Origin of the sequence: Rothia sp. HMSC066G07 (assembly GCF_001814485.1) — a bacterium.
Lineage (GTDB): Bacteria > Actinomycetota > Actinomycetes > Actinomycetales > Micrococcaceae > Rothia.
Genome location: NZ_KV816912.1, coordinates 1 through 18095, shown reverse-complemented (window position 1 = coordinate 18095; position 18095 = coordinate 1). Strand labels below are relative to the sequence as shown.

At 56.1% G+C, this 18095-nt stretch carries 17 protein-coding genes; 11 read left to right on the top strand and 6 right to left on the bottom strand.

Features of this window, described 5'->3' with window-relative positions; all coding sequences use genetic code 11:
* Positions 1–164 precede the first annotated feature (164 nt).
* The 3 genes from HMPREF2971_RS00090 to HMPREF2971_RS00080 form a co-directional block, all read right to left on the bottom strand.
* Entirely contained in the window at positions 165–899 is a 735-nt protein-coding gene (locus HMPREF2971_RS00090; RefSeq protein WP_070690429.1) for a hypothetical protein, read from the bottom strand.
* A 213-nt stretch (positions 900–1112) separates the two neighbouring features.
* Complete coding sequence (locus tag HMPREF2971_RS00085; RefSeq protein WP_070690426.1) at positions 1113–1865, bottom strand: Fic/DOC family protein; 753 nt, start codon at positions 1863–1865, stop codon at positions 1113–1115.
* Positions 1865–2077 (bottom strand): hypothetical protein, encoded by a 213-nt coding sequence (locus HMPREF2971_RS00080; protein WP_070690423.1) that lies wholly within the window; start codon positions 2075–2077, stop codon positions 1865–1867. Before HMPREF2971_RS00080 ends, HMPREF2971_RS00085 begins: the two co-directional genes overlap by 1 nt.
* Positions 2078–2467: 390 nt before the next feature.
* Here HMPREF2971_RS00080 and HMPREF2971_RS00075 point away from each other — a divergent pair, with 390 nt between their 5' ends.
* From HMPREF2971_RS00075 to HMPREF2971_RS00040, 8 genes are all read left to right on the top strand, one after another.
* Positions 2468–4078, top strand: a complete 1611-nt coding sequence (locus tag HMPREF2971_RS00075; protein WP_141755838.1) for a hypothetical protein — start codon at positions 2468–2470, stop codon at positions 4076–4078.
* A gap of 184 nt (positions 4079–4262) precedes the next feature.
* Positions 4263–5552, top strand: coding sequence for a CHAP domain-containing protein (locus HMPREF2971_RS00070; protein ID WP_070690418.1), 1290 nt, complete (start codon positions 4263–4265; stop codon positions 5550–5552).
* Positions 5553–5568: 16 nt separating this feature from the next.
* Positions 5569–6258, top strand: coding sequence for a carbonic anhydrase (locus tag HMPREF2971_RS00065; RefSeq protein ID WP_070690415.1), 690 nt, complete (start codon positions 5569–5571; stop codon positions 6256–6258).
* Positions 6259–6261: 3 nt separating this feature from the next.
* Positions 6262–7611, top strand: coding sequence for a hypothetical protein (locus tag HMPREF2971_RS00060; protein ID WP_070690410.1), 1350 nt, complete (start codon positions 6262–6264; stop codon positions 7609–7611).
* A gap of 16 nt (positions 7612–7627) precedes the next feature.
* Positions 7628–8734: a hypothetical protein gene (locus HMPREF2971_RS00055; RefSeq protein ID WP_070690408.1), complete on the top strand. Its 1107-nt coding sequence runs from the start codon at positions 7628–7630 to the stop codon at positions 8732–8734.
* Positions 8735–8900: 166 nt separating this feature from the next.
* A complete protein-coding gene (locus HMPREF2971_RS00050) occupies positions 8901–9503 on the top strand; it encodes a ParA family protein (RefSeq protein ID WP_049350407.1) in 603 nt (200 codons plus the stop codon).
* Positions 9503–9742, top strand: coding sequence for a hypothetical protein (locus HMPREF2971_RS00045; protein WP_070690405.1), 240 nt, complete (start codon positions 9503–9505; stop codon positions 9740–9742). The genes HMPREF2971_RS00050 and HMPREF2971_RS00045 overlap by 1 nt, the downstream gene beginning before the upstream one ends.
* Before the next feature lie 54 nt (positions 9743–9796).
* Positions 9797–10708, top strand: coding sequence for a hypothetical protein (locus HMPREF2971_RS00040; protein WP_070690402.1), 912 nt, complete (start codon positions 9797–9799; stop codon positions 10706–10708).
* 378 nt (positions 10709–11086) lie between these two features.
* On the opposite strand, the gene HMPREF2971_RS00035 is transcribed toward HMPREF2971_RS00040, so the two are convergent.
* The gene (locus HMPREF2971_RS00035) at positions 11087–11683 is read right to left on the bottom strand and encodes a hypothetical protein (protein ID WP_141755837.1); all 597 of its coding nucleotides are present in this window, start codon (positions 11681–11683) and stop codon (positions 11087–11089) included.
* 247 nt (positions 11684–11930) lie between these two features.
* On the opposite strand from HMPREF2971_RS00035, the gene HMPREF2971_RS00030 reads away from it, so the two are divergent.
* Both HMPREF2971_RS00030 and HMPREF2971_RS00025 read left to right on the top strand, forming a co-directional pair.
* Positions 11931–12542 (top strand): recombinase family protein, encoded by a 612-nt coding sequence (locus tag HMPREF2971_RS00030; protein WP_070690396.1) that lies wholly within the window; start codon positions 11931–11933, stop codon positions 12540–12542.
* Complete coding sequence (locus HMPREF2971_RS00025; RefSeq protein WP_070690393.1) at positions 12529–13032, top strand: HNH endonuclease family protein; 504 nt, start codon at positions 12529–12531, stop codon at positions 13030–13032. The genes HMPREF2971_RS00030 and HMPREF2971_RS00025 overlap by 14 nt, the downstream gene beginning before the upstream one ends.
* Positions 13033–13084: 52 nt before the next feature.
* On the opposite strand, the gene HMPREF2971_RS00020 is transcribed toward HMPREF2971_RS00025, so the two are convergent.
* Both HMPREF2971_RS00020 and HMPREF2971_RS00015 read right to left on the bottom strand, forming a co-directional pair.
* Positions 13085–14104 (bottom strand): hypothetical protein, encoded by a 1020-nt coding sequence (locus tag HMPREF2971_RS00020; RefSeq protein ID WP_070690390.1) that lies wholly within the window; start codon positions 14102–14104, stop codon positions 13085–13087.
* A 5-nt stretch (positions 14105–14109) separates the two neighbouring features.
* Positions 14110–14472, bottom strand: coding sequence for a hypothetical protein (locus tag HMPREF2971_RS00015; RefSeq protein WP_070690388.1), 363 nt, complete (start codon positions 14470–14472; stop codon positions 14110–14112).
* A gap of 718 nt (positions 14473–15190) precedes the next feature.
* On the opposite strand from HMPREF2971_RS00015, the gene mobF reads away from it, so the two are divergent.
* The coding region (mobF, locus tag HMPREF2971_RS00010) for a MobF family relaxase (RefSeq protein ID WP_168165824.1) at positions 15191–18095 on the top strand (2905 nt) is incomplete at its 3' end.

The window sequence follows — 18095 nt, the reverse complement described above, 5'->3', positions numbered from 1 at the left end:
TCATCACGCTAACGTTCCAGTTCATCACGCCCCTCAAGGCTACTTATCAACATGACGAAAGTCACTAAAAAATGTTCTCTAAAGTGCATTAATTTTGAGAAACCAAGACGTAAAAAAGAGGTAGGTGGAGCCATTCGGCTCCACCTACCTCACTCTCTATCTACTTAGAAGCGCTGATCTTCCGGCAGAAATTCGTGGTGCTTGTACATGATTTCGCGGGTCAAATATTCTCGACCCAACTCTTCCGATTCACCCTGCATCATCATCTGCAGCTTCAGCTGCATCAGCATCATCGTCGTCGTATTCTCTTCCTGTGGCACCTCAACGATCTCAAGACGGTCACGTCCAGGGGTGAGCGCAAAGGCCTTCGTGACATATTCACTGACCGCCTCGGGCGTGTACTCAAGCGGCTCAGGGTGAGTCCAGACGGTATAGAAATCCGTCGCACGATCCACAATATCCTGCAGCTCCTGCACCGAATACCGATCCATCGGCTTCTTCAGGACATGAGGATAGACGCGCACTAGTCGAGCCTTCGGGTCATCAGGCACGCGCTCCAAGGCACCCTTTTCATCATTCTCTGAATGGTGTAGCCATCCGTGAGTCTCCTCCAGGTCCTTGCCAGGCTCAGGGGGAATCACCTTGCCATCAAGGTCGGTCGCAATGGCCTGCATTTCCTCGAGCCAAATAAGGGCTGAAGAATTGTAGTGGTCGAGGCCATCATCAGTGACGGTACGGCCTGCACCGCGACCAGAGGCAGCCCAATAGGCGATGCTCTCGAGGACATTGATATTCTGTGCCACCGGGTACCAGAACTCTTCATCCTTCACGGTCAGGTCACGCCTGTACACCGTGGCATTGTAGAGCGGCTGGTCGTAGAGAGATTCGGTCTCGTGCATAGAGTCTCCTTATGCGGTCGTTGCATTACAGTGATATATCTACTCTATCTAGGTGCTTGAGATTGTGTCTTGAGATTCGTCATATCCTCGCAAAAATACCCCTTAGCGTATTAGGGGTGATGGCTAATCTGGCTGTCATTAAGTATGTTCCCCGCGTGAGTGGAGATAAGCAGAGGGGCGAGTCTCCCGGAGACTCACCCCTCTCACACACCACTACCCCGCGTCACCATCGACAGTCGGGACAATGCTCATTACATCCACGCCCAGAGACGTAGCAGGATCCTTGTCCAAAATCATGCCAGAACCCTGTGGCTCTTCCTGAGCAACAGAAGGCAACGGTTTAATTACTTTCCGCAATACATCAGCAAAAACTGAGATTTTACTCGGTTTGTGACCCGCATTCCGAGCATCAATAATCTCCTGACGCAATTTTTCATCCGCTGCAAGAGCACTAGCATCCAGCTGATATCCAGCATGCTTAGCAAGCTCACTGAAGAATATGAACTGGCTACGGGTATTACCCTCACGGAACGCGTGCGCTACATTAATCTCACACCATGATTCAGCCAGCTCCTTCGCAAACACATCCAGAGGTAGACCAGCTAGATAATTCTTGTCTGCCAACTCACCATAGAGCTTGTTAAGTTGATTTGTCAGGGGCGTGTCTATAGGTCCATCTGCGGGGAAGTAGCAAAGGTCTCCCTTACACATCCACTCATTCACCGGAGCAGTACGCTGCTCACCAGCCCACTCATACACATCCTGGAAAAGGAATTTATGAATCGCCTTCATATGAGCAAAATCAAAATTGCCGCGGATAGGCTGCTGAACCAGCAAGAGCATACGACCGCGTACTTTAGACTCTTCGAGCTTCTTGAGCTTAACCGGGTCAGTTTCATTGAAACGATTCTGAAGCACCTCAGTGCCAGGGATGTAGTAGTCCTCCCATTTCTCATACTTAGCCATTAGCTTTGACCCAAAATATACTGAGTGGTAGCCATGTCATACTCAGCATAAGAAATCTCATGGTATGCCAACTGGCGCAGAAGCTCCTTCAGATGAGGATCAGGGTCATTGAAGCCCGCAAGGTTCATGCCAGCCTCGACAACCTTTAAAGACTCTTCTGGCGGCGCAGCATCCGCAAAAGCTTGAGCTACATAGTACATACCGGCATCCATAATGCCCTCCTAAGTTAGATTGAGTGCTCCTCCATCATACCACCCACATCTGCATATCTTTATTTCTGCATATCTGCACTGGGTGATGGATTCCCGCCCTCAAGACAACAAAAAAGGCGAACCCCTAAAGGTTCGCCCTTAAAGCGTTATGAGGCGCTACCCTATGGGGAACACGCCTCATACCCATGACAAGGTCCACGGCTTCGGCCAATGGAATGGCTCCCCCCCGTAGCCCTATCCTTTCCACCCCCTACCCAGAACAAGTCTGATAGGAACCCACCATATATGGCGAGCAGCAACTATACAGTCGCAGAGCGTACGAGACAGGTTTTAACTTGTACAACTACAATAACAAATACACGCCGATAAGTCAACAGAAAGATCAACCTCATGGCCAACCGTCGCAATAGGAACCGGCTATCCAGTGCCTACCACCGTAGGCTCAGCAATTCCCGACCATCACGCTACTACCGTGAAGAGTTGGAAAAATACGAACGATGGATGCAAGACAATTCTAAAGCTAGCCACATTGCTTACATCGACGAAACCTACCTCGAACCCGAAGGCTCAAAACACGGATTCTATGCCATCTCCGCATTCGTCCTTGAAGCCAACCGTGTCGCCCCCACCCGAGAAAACGTCATGAGAGACCTCTATGACATGGTTGAACTTTCTGGAGCACGAAATAAAGAATACCCACGAGTTTTCTACCATTTCACCGCTGGAGTCGCTGAGGATTCACCCGAAAGAGTCGGTCGACCCTGGCTCACTGACCGAAACAACACCAAACTCCTAGAAGCCATTGGAAACATGCCAGCTGGAGAGCATTACCTCTTCACCGACTACTACATCCCCCACTCTTCCAACAAAGCGCAGCTCGAACAAAATATGGAAGAGGCACGAGGTCGCGCCCTCGCCCCAGCTCTTTTGTTTCTCAATCAAAAATACCCAGGAATTGCTGTCGTCTTTGAGTCACGCAACATTAAAATAAATGCGAAAAAAACTGACACCAAAGAAGAAGCAAAAGGTAACGAATCTAAGAAAGAGAGCAAAGAAGAAGTAAAAGGCAACAAATCCAAGAAAGAGAGCAAAGAGCAAGACTTCGACAAATACGACAAGCAAGGAATCGAACGACTCAAAAACACCGGCCTACTCCCCAAAAACTTTAGCTACACCCACATCAGCCCCAGTATCGACCCCAACCTTATCGTGCCCGACGGCACCGGTTGGGGCAATCGACGTGTGCAAATTAACGGCGAAGCAGAACGCCTCACTCAAGCCGGTATCAAACAAATAACCCTCGACGCATATAGCCTTCACCCTATTCAGTTTGGGCCGCAGTATCCCCACAATCCAGCACCCAATAAAGGGCCCAAAATTGAGAACCCGCACATTATCGATCACATCCATATTGCCCGTGGGACTCTGAATAAAAGTATTTACGTTTCTCAAGCTTTGCGCTCCCAATACCCAAGTAATGATTCACGTAGTCCGGCCAAGAACGCTCAAGACGCTTTTCGGAAGCATGATTACTTCATGCAGGGATACAACCAATCCCGTGCTGCACAAGGTAACTACGATGTCGCCTTCGCACAATCTGTCTTCAATAAAAAGCTAACTCCGCCGCAGCAACGGTCTTATCTGCACGTTGAAAAAACTATCGCCACTACGCCAGCACTCATTGCCCAACTGCCCGATAGTGTCCGTAATCTCGCCCAAGCAACACGGCATCAGTTGAAGCTCCTCTACGGAAAAACCACAAACGAAAAAGAAACCCCCAAAACAAGCAGCCCAAAGGTAACCGGGCAAGCGCAACAAAACGCGGCACAAAATGAAAAAACCAGTGAGAAACCAGCCCAGTCACTCGACCCAGAAAACGCACAACTCCTCGACATCAATCGGCGAACCATCAGCGCATCACTAAGAAACCTACCAAAAACCCAACAACAATCCCCGAGTCCGCGACGCCCCGAACCGCCAACCCCCGGACTCGAACTCTAAAACATACGCCACTGGGGGTGCAGTAACACCGAACGCTGCACCTCCAGTGACCAACCAGCTTTAAAACCCCTACACCCCCTGTTAAAATAAGACGCGAGGCCACCCCACACGGGGCGACCCCAAGGGCACACAATATCACTCATACCAACCACACACTCCTCCACACACCAGGAGCCACAAAACCATGCAAAAAAGTGCCCTCGGGATAGCCCTACCCTTCATCTTTGTCTTCGGACTCATCCTCTCGCTCCTCCTCGTCATCGGCGGCGGAGCAGGTGCAAACGCCTGCACCCCCAGCAGTGGCAACGGCAACAATAACGGCCATCAAAACGCCTCCGCGCCCGCTGCAGCGCCCGTCACCAGCATCGGCGACCGAGGCGACACCATCAAAACATACCTACCTGAACTCCAGGAAGCATCCAGCATCAGCGGCTTCCCCATCTCCCTCATTGCAGCCACCATCCACCAAGAATCCGGCTGGGACCCCAACATTGTCTCCCACGCAGGTGCACAGGGACTCGCGCAGTTCATGCCCGGCACCTGGCCGTCCTATGGCGGCGATGGTGACCCCTTCAACCCCCGCGACGCAATCCGCGCAATGGGTCGTTACATGGGCGACCTTAAGAGGATTCTGAGGAACTCCAACGTGGGCGGCGACGAAATCGACAACGTCCTCCGCGCCTACAACGCAGGCCCCAACGCAGTCATTAGACAATCTGGCGGCTGGAATACCTCAGAAAACGCAGATTACGCCCCCGCAATCCGTGCACACTGGCAGCAATACCAAACCCTCATCAAGGATTTGGGAATCCCCGACTACCCCACCGGTCACGAGCAGCCCTCCCTGAGTAATGTTGCCGCCAATAAGGCAACCCCTGAGTCCACTAGCAGTGCTTCCGCACCGGCACCGGCACAGGCAGAGAAGAAGAGTGCTAAAAAGGCATCTGACAAGGATAAGTGCAAGGAAGATAAGAAAAACCAGAAATCTTCAAATGCAGAAAACAAGAATTCTGTAAATACAGATAACTCCGGTGATGACTACCCCTGGAAGGACATGGCGCACTGCGACGCCGCCTACACCAGCTGCCCCAGCACCCCCGACCCGACCAACGCACTCCCTCGCGAATGCGTAGCCTTCGCTGCCTGGCGCGTCACCCAACAGACCGGCGGTAGCGCCGACAACATCACATTCCACTCCCCCGGCAACGCCGAAGTGTGGCGAGGACACTGGATCAACCAGGGGTGGAAAATCGGTAACAAGCCCGTTGTAGGCGCCATCGTCTACTACTCCCCCGGCACCGCCGGCGCCTCCGCCGCCTACGGACACGTCGCCGTTGTCAAGCAGGTGAACGACGACGGAACGTTCGTCGAAGAAGGCTACAACGGCCTTGGCGCCCCCAACGACCACCAGTACTACACCCGCGTCGTATCCAATGGCTCCGTCAGCGCATTCCTCTACATCCCCGGCCACTAAGAAAGGAAACACCGCCATGACCCGCAAATTCACCGCAGCCACCGCACTCACCGCAACCCTCACGCTTCTCACTACCGGCTGCTCCGCATCCACTGACAACGCCGCCCCCACCGGCTCCCCCGTTGCAACCTCCACCCCTAGCACTACCACTGCGCCCGCGCCTGCACCCAGCACCGCGACGCACACCCCCACCGTCACCGAGGTGAGCCCCACCACTGCAACCCCTACCCCGACGGTGAGCCTTGACCCCTCCCCCCTTGCAGGAGCTGGCGGCGGTCCCCAGCAGCCCTCCAGCGAAGCAATTCTGAGGACTATCACCGACGAAGACCGCACCCGCGCAATCGACGCTGCAAAGGCTATCGTGGCCGCCTACGTTAGCGGCAAGCCTTACAAGGAATGGTCGGCAGATCTCTTCCCGCTCATTGACCCTGAGCTTCAAAATGAGTACGACTCTAAGTTCCCCACGGACGTGTTCAAAGCAAACGGCGTCACGGGTGCAGAAATCACCCACGACCCCACTAATGACATCCCCGGCGGAGATAACCCCTACTGGCTAACCGTCCGCGTAAAGGTCGACGGCGGTATCAGCCCCGAATACTATGTGCGCCTGCACCGTACCAGCGAACGACCCAACAAATGGAAGGCCTCGCACATCCTCGAGCCTCAGGCCTTCAACTCGTACGTCAACACCAAGACCAAGAACTGAATTATGGACGCTCTCGACTACCCCCGCATCGACGCCACCGTCGAAACCGACGGCATCATCAACCTCACCATCCAAGACCACAACCCCCGCACCTTCCAAGACGTAACCACTGAAGAGGCCCTAGGACAGGTGTGGAACCACTGCGCCCACCTCGCCCAAACCCTCGGCCGCGACGTCAAAATCTACGTCCAAGAAGGCACCAAGACTAGCTACTACGTCCTCACTCCAGAAGGCGAGCCTACCCTCCAAACCGTCACCGAGGAAGTTGAAAAGCCCTCCATCTGGCGACGCAAAGCAATCCTCATCCCCGCCGCAGCCCTCCTAGCACTAGGACTTGGCGGCGGAGCCCTCGCAACCGTCAACGCCCTCAACCAACCCACCACCGCCGCAGCCACCACCCCGGCAGGTATTACCCTCACCCTCGACAACGGAACATACACCACCGGCGCCCTCAGCAGCGACGGCCAGCGCATCTCCTACGTGGACGGATCCACCCTCTACGTCGTTGATGCCACCCGGGGCACCCTCGTCAGCCAGACCGACCTCACCAAAAACAAGGTCAAAGCTGCAGGACTGACCATCCACCCCACCAGTGACGGATTCCTCTACACCGCACCCGGCAGCTACTTCATGTGGGCCAGCGGAAAATTCTCCAGCATCAACACCATCACCCCCAAGACACAAACCATCATCACCCGCGCCGGAGAACCCGTCATCATCTCCCGCAACGACCCCACCCCCTCAAACGTCCAAAAAATCAGCGTCAACGGCACCGAACGGTACCGCTCCCCCGCTGAAGGCGCAGCCTTCATCGCCACCTCCAAAGGCAGCGGCATCTGGGCATCAACCCGCGGCAACGGCACCATCATCACCGCCACCGCCAAGGGTACCGAAACCGCGGCACGACCCGTAGCAACCCCCGCCGAAGGAGCCACCTTCACCCGCTGGGTAGGAGCCACCGCCACCGGCGAAGTCATCACCCTCTGGCACACCCCCAGCGGGCAAGACGTCCTCGCTCTCCAATCCCCGGAATCTGACAGCGTCAGCCGCACCATCGACATCACCGGAGCAGCCGACAGCGTGAAGATTGACGGCACCGGCACCATCGCCATCGCAGGAAACCAGGTCCATCACCTCAGCACCGAGGGATCCTACGCCCTGCCAACCGTGCCGACCAAGGTCACGAGCCGACCTGCCGGAGGATTCAGTCTCGAATTCGGTGACGGAACCACCGGCGACGCAACCCCCAATGGATATACTGTCTCCACCGACACCCCGGTCATTGGCACAACGGCAGACGGGCACCGCGTCACCGTCAGCCCCGACCAACACAGCATCGTTATCAACCCTTAATTAAGAGGAGTAAAAAGTGCAGCGCCGAAAGGTTCTCATCACCTCCCTCACCCTCGCAGCCGCAGCCGGCGCCATCAGTTGCACCGCAGCGACCGCAGCAGAAACACCCACCCAGAGCGGGTCCATCACCATTCGCGATAATGGCCAGCCCAACCGCGACCAGACCCGCTATCTGACCGTTGCCCTCATCACCAAGAACGGTGCCGGTAACGCAGCCACTCAGCCCGCTACCGCGCCCGTGCCTGTCACCGAAGCCCCCGCAGAAGCGGAAGTACCCGCCGAGGAACCTGCACAGGAAGAGCCTGCAGAAGCACCCGCTGAGACTGCACCGCAAGAAGGCTCCACTCCCGAAGTGGAAACCCCCGCCGAGCCTGAAGTACCTGCACAGGAAGCGACTCACCCCGAACCCCGCGAGGAAACCCCCACCACCGGTGAAGTTGAAGTCGTCATCGCACCCTCCCCTGAGCCGACCCATGAGGTTCCTGAAACGCCAGGTAATACTGACGTGCCCATCAACCCCGAGCCCGAGCCGGTACGTTCTGAACGCGACGAAACCCCCGCTGACCACCAGCCGATTGAAGACACCACACCCGTTATCGAACCAGAACCGGAGCCTTCTACCCCGGCACCCGAGGTCACGGAAACCCCCGGTGAAGTCGAAGTCGTCATCGCACCTTCCCCTGAGCCGCCGAGCCAGAAAGCACCTGCAGATACTGCAAACAATGAGGCGCCCGATAACTCAGAAGTCTTCAGCACCGAGGTGCCCATCGCACCCGAGGATGCCCAGGCGCACTCCCGCGCAACCTCATCTGACCGCGAGTCCACCTCAGATGCTGCAGACCACGCAGTAACTGGCAACGACGAGGTGGGCATTGCCCCGCAAGCACCGGGCGCCAAGACGCCCAAGGGCAAGAAGGGCTCAACGACTCAGCCTGCTGCAGATGCGAAGTCCCCTGCATCTATTCCGTCTGCTCAATCTACGGCACCGGCTACCGCCCGCGACGAGTTGGCTTACACCGGTGCCAGTGCCGAGACTGGCGGAATCGCAATCGGCGGTTTCATGCTGATTCTCACCGGTGCTACCGGTGTGTGGTCTGTGCGCCGAAAGACCTCTAACGCCTAGTACCTAGAAGGGGGGTGAGTGAATCGTAATGGTTCACTCGCCCCCCTTTAGTTATGTCTTGACCAGGGGTAATGCTGTGCAGAAATAAGGAAATGCTGAAATCTTCATATACAGATTTCTGTTTTTCTGCTAAACTGTATATACAGAGAAACAGATTGGAGAAGCCATGAGCCCCATCATCGGCATCATCAACGCCAAGGGCGGCGTCGGCAAGACCGTCAGCACCATCTACCTCGCCCACGCCCTCACCAACGCAGGCCGTAGCGTCGAAGTCTGGGACGCGGACCCCCAAGGTTCCGCCACCGACTGGGCCTTCACCGCAGAAGAAAACGGTGGCGAATTCCCCTTCGAAGTCTCACCCGTCAACGTGCCGCAGCTCAAGAAGCGCCGCACCACCGCCGAGGTGACCCTCATCGACTCGCCCCCGCTGAACGAATCCATTCTTAACGCGATCGCTCAGCGCTCTGACGCTCTCATCATTCCGGCGGCACCGGCTGGTCTGGATATCACCCGCGTCTTCTCCACCCTTGCCTCCATCCCCGAAGGTAAGCCCGCAGCCGTACTGCTCACCTCCGCAGACCCGCGCACCGTGCTCTTCCGTGAGACCAAGGAACTGCTCGAAGAATCCGGCATCACCATCTTCGACACCTCCATCCGCCCCAAGCAGTCCGTACGCGCCTCCTATGGCTTCGTCCCTGGCGACCTCGCAGGATACGACGAAGTCGCCACCCAACTCGTTCACCTCCTTAGCCTTGAAAAGGAATCCTAATGGCAACCGCAAAGAAGAAGCTCAACGTCACCATCCCTTCCGGCACTGAGAAGAGCGTAAAGAACCGCGCCAGCTTCGAACAGGCATTCAAGAACAGCAGGGAAGTGGAAGAACCCATCAAGCGACTGACCCTCAACCTACCGGCCAGCGCCCACACCCGCCTGAAGGCATACGCAGCCATGACCGGCAAGACCATGACCGAGCTGCTGATTGAGTTCATTAACCAGCTCGACGACTAAAGAACCTTGTGGAACACGGAAATATGGAGGCGCAGTGCGGGAAGGGAAAAAATAATGCTTGATATTCAGCTGAGGCCTGAGAAATATTTGACCGCCGAAGACGTTAGCTCTCTCGTTGGAGGCAATGAGGAACTGGTGCAGCAGATGTACCGTGCACACCTGATTGACGCGGCAGAGCTACGCCGAGGGAAAGTCGTGTTCAGTCCGTCGGAAGCTCGCCGGTGGCAAAAATGGTATCTGGAACACCGGAACGACTATGAGAAATATCTATGTGCTTCGGAGAAGATTCTCACCGGGTTCTTTGCCGCCGGAGCTTCGGTATCCCTCATGCTCGGCGCGATAGGGCTATGGAGGCAGGGAATACCTGTACTTCTCGCCCTAAGTCTGATTCTTCCAGCAGTGTTTCTCGTGCCTCTTCCCCGCCCGCGCCCTGGACGACGTTTTCAGCAGGTGCAGGCAGCTGTTGCCGGGGTTGTAATGGGGCTCTTCCTCGCTGACTTGCTGCAACACCTGTTGGGGCATGGAGAATCTGGACCCGGAAAAATAGGCTTTTTGATGCTGGTCTGTCTCATGGTCTGTTTTGTCCTCGATCGACCGAAATATCGGACAGAAGAATGTGCAATCACCGTGACCCCTGGAATGCACGCAAGCCTCATGATGACAACTGGAGCACTTGCTCTAGCGGCAGGTGGGCCCGCCCTTGGCGTGAACATTGGGTTCATTCCTGCGCTGATAGTAGGCGCTACGATATTTGGGGCGGCGGCTTTAGCTCAGCTTATGCGCCAATTCAATACCCACGCCTTCAGCATCACCGTTCCGGTGGCGGCGTTCTTCGGATGGGAAGCGGCACTCATCACCCTGTTTGCTGTTGCCGGTGTGCTAATCATCTACAGCCTGGCGCGGCATTATGTCGCTGAGAAAGAGGATGCATCGCTTGCTGAGCTCATGACTGGTGGCTACTGGTAGAAACCCCGCCCCAAAAATTCACCACCAAAATGACGAACTCAGATGCACAGCGGCGGGCAAGATGTTAATCTGGAATCACCAAGGTTCCCAACCTTGTTATTCCCTGCTCCATTCGGAGCGGGGCTTTCATTGACGGACAAGAAAACGCTCAACGGACGTTGAGCCCTTGGGAATCTTTCAGGCCCCGCCAGGCAGTTCAATCACGCCTGGCGGGGCTTTTTTGACTTCACCGGCGCGGCTAAAATGACGAACTCAGATGCGCCCACCCCCGAATCAGTGTTAACCTGAAAGGGCTAAAGGGCTTGGTGCCCTGCGGCGGACATGATAAACCCCCTCTACACGCCGTGTAGAGGGGGTTTTGTCATGCTCCGTTCAAGATCATGACACCAAGACCGGAACCATCAGATGCAGCAGAATGCAGACCTCAACACCAACAATCTGCGAAAAATTGAGGTCCACCTTCAACGACTCATCACGGGCACGGAAGAGCTGATGCACCGTCAGAAGAACAACACCCAAAGCCAGAACGGACAAGGTGCCGCTGAACAGAAAATAGCCTGCCGCAGCCGACGTCGCCCAAACCACCTTGCCATCTAACACCGCCGGCAATGTCGGCATGGAATGAGCGCCGGCCTTCCACAGCGCCCAACCGGCAAGACCTGTTGCCAGCATGGAGCCGCCCTGCTGCGCCGCAGCAGCAATCGGCGGGATAAAACCGCCGGTCGGCTGACCAACAACCACCAAACCGAACGCGACACCAGCAACGACAGCGGCCAGCTGATAGCTGCGTTCTGCCTTCAATCCTTCGGTGCGCCCAAACGTCAAGTAGGGGGCGCAGAAAACAAGAATGACTGTCGCCAGAACTGCCGGAATCACGAACCGGTCAGGTTCAAAGAGGGACAGAATGACGGTTGCCGACGCAACACTGGCGCCAGTCAGAATAGACGTTGTAATACGATTCTTGGGAATCATCATTTTCTCCTTTCGGGTTATCTCCAGCATGCCACCAGAAACAACCGGAGCTTCAGGTTTTCACTTTACCCCGGGGTAAATTGAAAAACTCAGTTCCAGCCCCACATTTCATCATTTTCTGTTACGCTGCCCCTGTTTTTTGGGTATGCCCCCGCAGACACCCCGCCACAGGTCACTGTGCGGGGTGTTTCTATGCCTATTGAAGGATAGAATAAACCCTGACAGACAAACTTGATGAAAAGTGGGGGTTATGGAACAAGAAGAATTTGTCGGCCAAATCGTCGGGTACGCTCGTGTATCAACTTTGGAACAGAATGTTGCGCGGCAGCTTGAAGCACTCGAGGTTGAGTGCGACAAGATTTTTGTCGAGAAGGTTAGTGCAGCCAAGACCGAGAATCGCCCCCAGTTCCAGGAGATGCTGCGCTACTTGCGCAACGGTGATATTCTTCAGGTCACCAGTGCCGACCGCCTTGCTCGCTCTACTCGCGACCTACTCGATATCGTCCAGGGACTCAAAGACCGCGGCGTTCAAGTAGAGTTCCTTGATAACCCCGCTCTGAACACGGACACCCCGCAGGGCGAGTTCATGCTGACCATTCTCGCGGCCGTTGCGCAGCTGGAGCGCTCCATCATCCGTGAACGGCAAGCTGAGGGCATTGCGATAGCCAGGGCAGCCGGAAAGTACGACCGCGCCCCGAAGCTCAGCCCCGATGAAGCGCGTCAGGTACGGGAGTTAGCCGCTATGGGTGTTCCCAAGACTGCTATCGCCCGAAAACTCAACTGTAGCCGCCACACCGTCTATGCCGTGCTTGACCGTATCGGCAAGTACGGCGGATCGGAGTACACCGATGCAACAGGCTAACCAAAGTGAAGAGGCCCGCCGCTTCTGGGAGAAAGTCGTCAAAGGCGATAGCCCCGGTGCCTGCTGGGTATGGGTCGGAGCTATCGGCGCTGATGGCTACGGGAGGTTTTGGGTTAAAGACCCTGAATCGGAGGCAGGCGAAAAAATGTGGCGCGCCCACCGATACGCCGCCACATCTGCGTTCGGAAATGATGCCGTGGAAGCTGCTGAGATGGTCACGCACCTGTGCGACAATCCGCTATGCGTGCGTGCTGAGAACGGCGCAGGCTCTCATCTTTTTCTTGGCGACCATGCCGAGAACATGCGTGAACGCGCGGCGCGCGGCCGTGACAACCTGCACGGCCTTGCCTTTCTTCGCCGGAGTCGAGCTGAACGCGCGGCAGATTCTAGAGCACTACGCGAGCTCGTTCTCAAGCACGGCTACCGACAGGACGAAGTAGACCGGCTTGGTAGAGGTTTGACGATGGAAGGGCAGACGCAGCTCTTCTAAACAGATGGGCGGGCCGATACATATAAGATGTATCGGCCCGCCCATCTTTTGTTTAGCGGCTGTCAATGATGCTCTTGTGGAATGCGTCGCAAGGTACCGGGTGGAAGATGAGCCCATGCACAGGGCCGTGTTCTCCACGACCTTCTAGAACCTCAGCTGAAAGCATCATCAGCTTATCCAGCTTCGCCAGCTCGAAAGCTGATGCCTTCACGCGCTTCAAGAAGCGAGTGTCAGTCTGATCCGGCGCGAACATATTGCGTAGCTGTTCCCAGCTCACCGGCCCAATAGACCGCTGAGCAAGGCGCGCTTGATAGGTGAAATGCGAGAACCAGATGAGCGCGTCCAAGGTGAACGGCGACTGTGTTTTATCCGCGAGTTGAATGAGAGCGGGTCCGGTGCCGGTGACCACAAAGAAAGTGGCAACATGGCTGTAGAAAGGCTGAGCCAGAACGACGGTTGACTCATTCAGAAGCGGCATACCCGAGGAGGAGTACACCCAATCGGCAGATGATGACAAGGAAAACCTGTAGGTTTTCTTGACGAGATTTCCATCCGGGGTCGGACCAGTCAGGACAGCTTCAACCTGCACGGCGAGCAGGGCGTGGAGCTGTTCGATGGCTTCAGCTTCCTGTTCCGGGGTGAAGTTCGCAGCGCCAGAGGCATAGAACTTGTAGAGGAAGTCCAGGAATGAACTGACTGAGATTTTCGGTGACTGATGCTTTGCGGTTGCGAGCATGAGCCATAGGAACGCGGCGCGCGCAAATTTGCCTGTGGGAAGAATCCGGCGGGGCTCATCTGCGCCGGTGGGTTGGATGGTTCCAGCGACCAGACGCAAGGTGCTGCGGGAATCAGTTTGCACCCATTCAGTGACAGGTTCGCCGTTCTCATTTGTGGGGGAGAGACGGTAGGAGAGTGCCTGATTCAGCAAGAGAAGCAGGGAATAGTTTCCGGGCTCGACCTTTGGGACGTCGCGAATATCGACGCCAGCACGTTCAGCGGAGCCGCGTCGTTTGCTTTTGTGAACGTAGGGGCGAAGTCCTTTTTTCTGGTTGCCTTGATATGCGGTGCCCACGAGCGTTACTCGCTTTCAGGTTCAGCGTCAGCCTTGGCAGAGATGCGCAGCAGTGCGGTCACTTCGGCGCGGGTGATGCCGAGGCGGGCGGCGATCTCGTCCTTGGAAACCTTCAGTGCTTTCATCTCAGCAACCGGCGCGGCGAGGCTTTGCTGAGTTTCAGCTTGTGCGGTCACAAGCTTTTCGCGCAGAGTGGCGAGCTTGTTCTCCAGGGCTTCGATTTCGTCCTCAATTTTGGCGGCGGGACTGGAGGCTTCAAGGGAGAAGAACTTTTCAGCCAAGGTCAGCAGCTTTGCTTCACGTTCTGCGAAGGCTGCGGCGTTTTCGCGAGCACGGCGGGCGGCGATAGTGCGGGGTGAGCGAGTCATGAGGGTGGTTCCTTTCAAAGGGGGAAGAGGTTGATTTCTTACACTCTAGTTTAACCTTTAGGGCCTCATTTTTCAGCAGGTCGGGTCACAGCAAGACGAACACCAACCCTAAACACCCCTAGTGCCTACACAGCAACAGACGCCCCGAACTTCTGACTGAAGTTCGGGGCGTCTGTTCTCAATGATGCTCAATGAACTTTTGGGGCCGTTCATTACATTCTTCACCTAAATACTACACGCTTGGGCTATCGGGCGCGAGTTTTTCCGTCACCGGTGACGGAAAAACCGGCGGCGCAGCCGCCGGTTTCGCTCTTCCACAGTTGGCACGCGCCAGTGGACAATCTGCACACGACCTGTGGACAGCCCGCAGATTGATTCACCCCGCAAGCTCCTCTCTCCATCATGCGCCCTGACCCACGAGGTGTGCACAGCTTTCCCACTGTCTGCTGCCTGGAATGCATGAGAGCCCTGTTTCCTCTCTTTCCTTCCGCAAGCTCCTTCCAAGAGAGCAGGGCTCATCATTCACACCGGCGCCGCCTGTGGATGAGCGCGACACAGGACGTGTCGGACAAAACCGTTTCTCGTTCCAGCGCCTCCACCTGGTGTGTGCTCATTCTTCGCACCTGTGGAGCTGAAACGTTTCACTCTCTTTTTGTCACACCTCTTGCATCATATAAATAAGGTGAATAATCTTAGTTATTCGTGTTAAGATAGTGCCATGATGACCGTCCACAAACTCAGTGCTGGCGACGGTTACAAGTACTACGTGAACGAAGTCGCCACTGGCGATGCACTGCGCGCAAAAGACCGCGAAATTGGCGACTATTACACGGTTCATGGCATGCCGCCGGGTCAGTGGATTGGCTCAGCTGCTGCATCTTTGAATCTCGATGGTGAGGTTTCTGAGGCGCACATGCATGCCCTGTTTGGGCAGAAGTTCACCCCTGTTTCCACCGGTGAGGTTCTTGATACTTTGCATGGTGCACCGGCAGCTGAGGTCTATGAGAAGGTCTATGAAGAAGCTCTTGAACAGTACCGTTCGCAGGCCGCTGAGCGTGCCTGGGAGCTGTTGAGTCGTGCGCATGAGGGGATGAGTCAGCAGAAGATTGCTGATGAAATGACCGCACAAGGTTCTCCGATGAGTCAGCCCACCGTCTCACGATGGGTAGAGCGTTATACGGCTTCTGGTCAGACCTTTCATGCAGATCGTGATGAATTTGTAGCTCAGTATCGACTCATTGGTGAGGAGATTAAAGCTGCCCACCGAGCAGGTAAGAAGGCACAAGAAGAGCTTTACAAGGAGCAGGCTGCGCCGCATATCCACCCGGACTATGCGGGCGTTACGCCCTTCACCTTGCGTGTTGAGGAGGAAGTTTCACGTCACCGCCGCATGCATGATGGTGCCGAACCGACCACGGCTGAGATGAAGGAAATCCGGTTCCGTGTCGGCGCACAGATGTTCCGTGACGAGCGTGGAATCGAACCGAGCAACGCACAGCTGGTGCAGTTCGTGGCTCAGAATTCTAAGGCGCCTCAGAAGGCCGTCGCCGGGTATGACCTGGTATTCACCCCGCCGAAAAGCGTCTCTATTGCCTGGGGCCTTGGAGATGAGCAGCTACGCCGAGGCATTGAGTCAGCGCATGAGCGTGCCATTCAGGACGTGATTCGTCACCTAGAAAAGAACGTTGTGATGACCCGCCGTGGCCGCAACGGTGTGCGTCAGATTGACACTGCTGGCGGTGTGATTGGTACGAAATATCGTCATTGGGATTCCCGCGCGGGCGACCCGAACCTGCACGATCACGTCGTGATTGCCAACCGTGTTCAGGGCGTTGATGGTCAGTGGTCTTCGATTGATGGGCGCATGATTTATGCGTACGGTGTTGAGGCATCTGAACTTTATAACGCCCGTGTCCAGCAGTATGTGACTGAATTGACTAGCTTGCAGTTTGAGGCACGATCCCTGAACGGGAAGAAACCTGTGCACGAAATTGTCGGCATTGATGATGAGATGGTGCGGGCCTTCTCGTCGCGCCGTGGCGAAATTAGTGCCGCCCTGGAGCAGGTGACCGCACAGTTTGTCGAGGCGCACGGTTACGCGCCGAGTGAGAAGCAGCTCATTCAGTTAGCTCAGCAGGCGACGCTGGCGACCCGTCCGGCGAAGGAGGGGGTGCACTCTCTGGAAGAGCTACACGCTGAGTGGGTTGCGCAAGCGCACGTACTGCGTGAGCAGGGTGTGGACCTTCCGGTTGAGGGTGCGCTGGCGGAAAAGCTTAAGAAGGCGTCAGCCGAGTATGAGCAGAACATCCTGCAGGCGAAGCGTCAGCAGGCGTATGAGTCGCCCGTGCAAGAGCACGCGGCGGCTATTGTCGCGCGCCTGGAAGAGTCCCGCTCGACCTGGCGACGCACTCACGTGAACGCTGAAGTGTTACGCTATGGGCGCGATATGGGCTTGAATGAGAAGCAGGACGCTGCTCTGCTGTCCTCAATTCGTGAGCACCTGAACGCTGAGATGCTGCCCTTGCACGCGCAGAGCCAGCGGTTGACTCCGCGCGAGTTTATGCGCGCTGACGGGGTGAGCCAGCACCAAAAAATCAACTATGAGCTGTTTACTTCTGAGCGTGTGCTAGCTGCTGAGAGTGCCATTTTGGACGCGGCAACACAGCAGGTTATTCCCGCTTCGAGCCTTGACGTCTTTGAGATGGAGGCTGAAAAGCGTCGCGCTGAACTGGCCTTGCAAGGGTACGCCTTGCCCGAAGGTCAGGAACGCATGGCCCGCGAGTTCGCCACCAGTGACAAGCTCCTGGTGGTTGGCATTGGTGCCGCCGGTGCGGGTAAGACCTCATCCACTCGCCTTGCAGTCAACGCGATTGAGGCATCTGGCGGGCGCGTGGTGGGTATGGCGCCGACTGCCGCTGCGGCGGCGGTAATGCGTGAAGAGATGGGCATTGAGGCTGATACGGTCGACAAGATTTTGTCTGACTGGAAGAATGGCGCGCCTGTTAGCTTGCGTGCTGGTGATGTTCTTCTGGTTGATGAGGCCGGTATGGTCTCCACCCCGAAGTTCCAGCAGATCCTGCAACTGGCGCAAGAGCGCGGCGCACTGGTGCGCGCGCTGGGCGACTACAGGCAGCTTTCTGCTGTGGGTTCTGGCGGTGCATTGCGTTTGGTGGACCGTGAGGTTGGCGCCGCTCACCTCGATGAGCTGTTCCGTTTTAAGAACCCGGATGAAGCGGCTGCGACCCTGGCGTTGCGTGAGCCGCCCCTAGTTGGTGCCGACGCTCCTTTTGATTGGTATAAGGCTCAGGGCCGTGTTGTTGCCGGTGAATCTGATGTGATGGTCGAGCAGGTCTTCACCGCCTGGCGTGACGACACCACCGCTGGCAAGCAGTCCATCATGATTGCTTCGACCAATGAGACCGTGGGCAAGCTGAATGATTTGGCGCAAGCTCATGCCATGGAGCGCGGTCACGTGCGCCCTGAGCATGGTTCGGTGCGGTTGCATAATGAGGCCCGTGCGCATGTGGGTGATGTTGTGGTGACCCGCAAGAACGCGCGCCGCCTGACTGTTAATAGTGGTCAGGATTTCGTGAAGAACGGCGATTTGTGGCGGGTTACCCAGG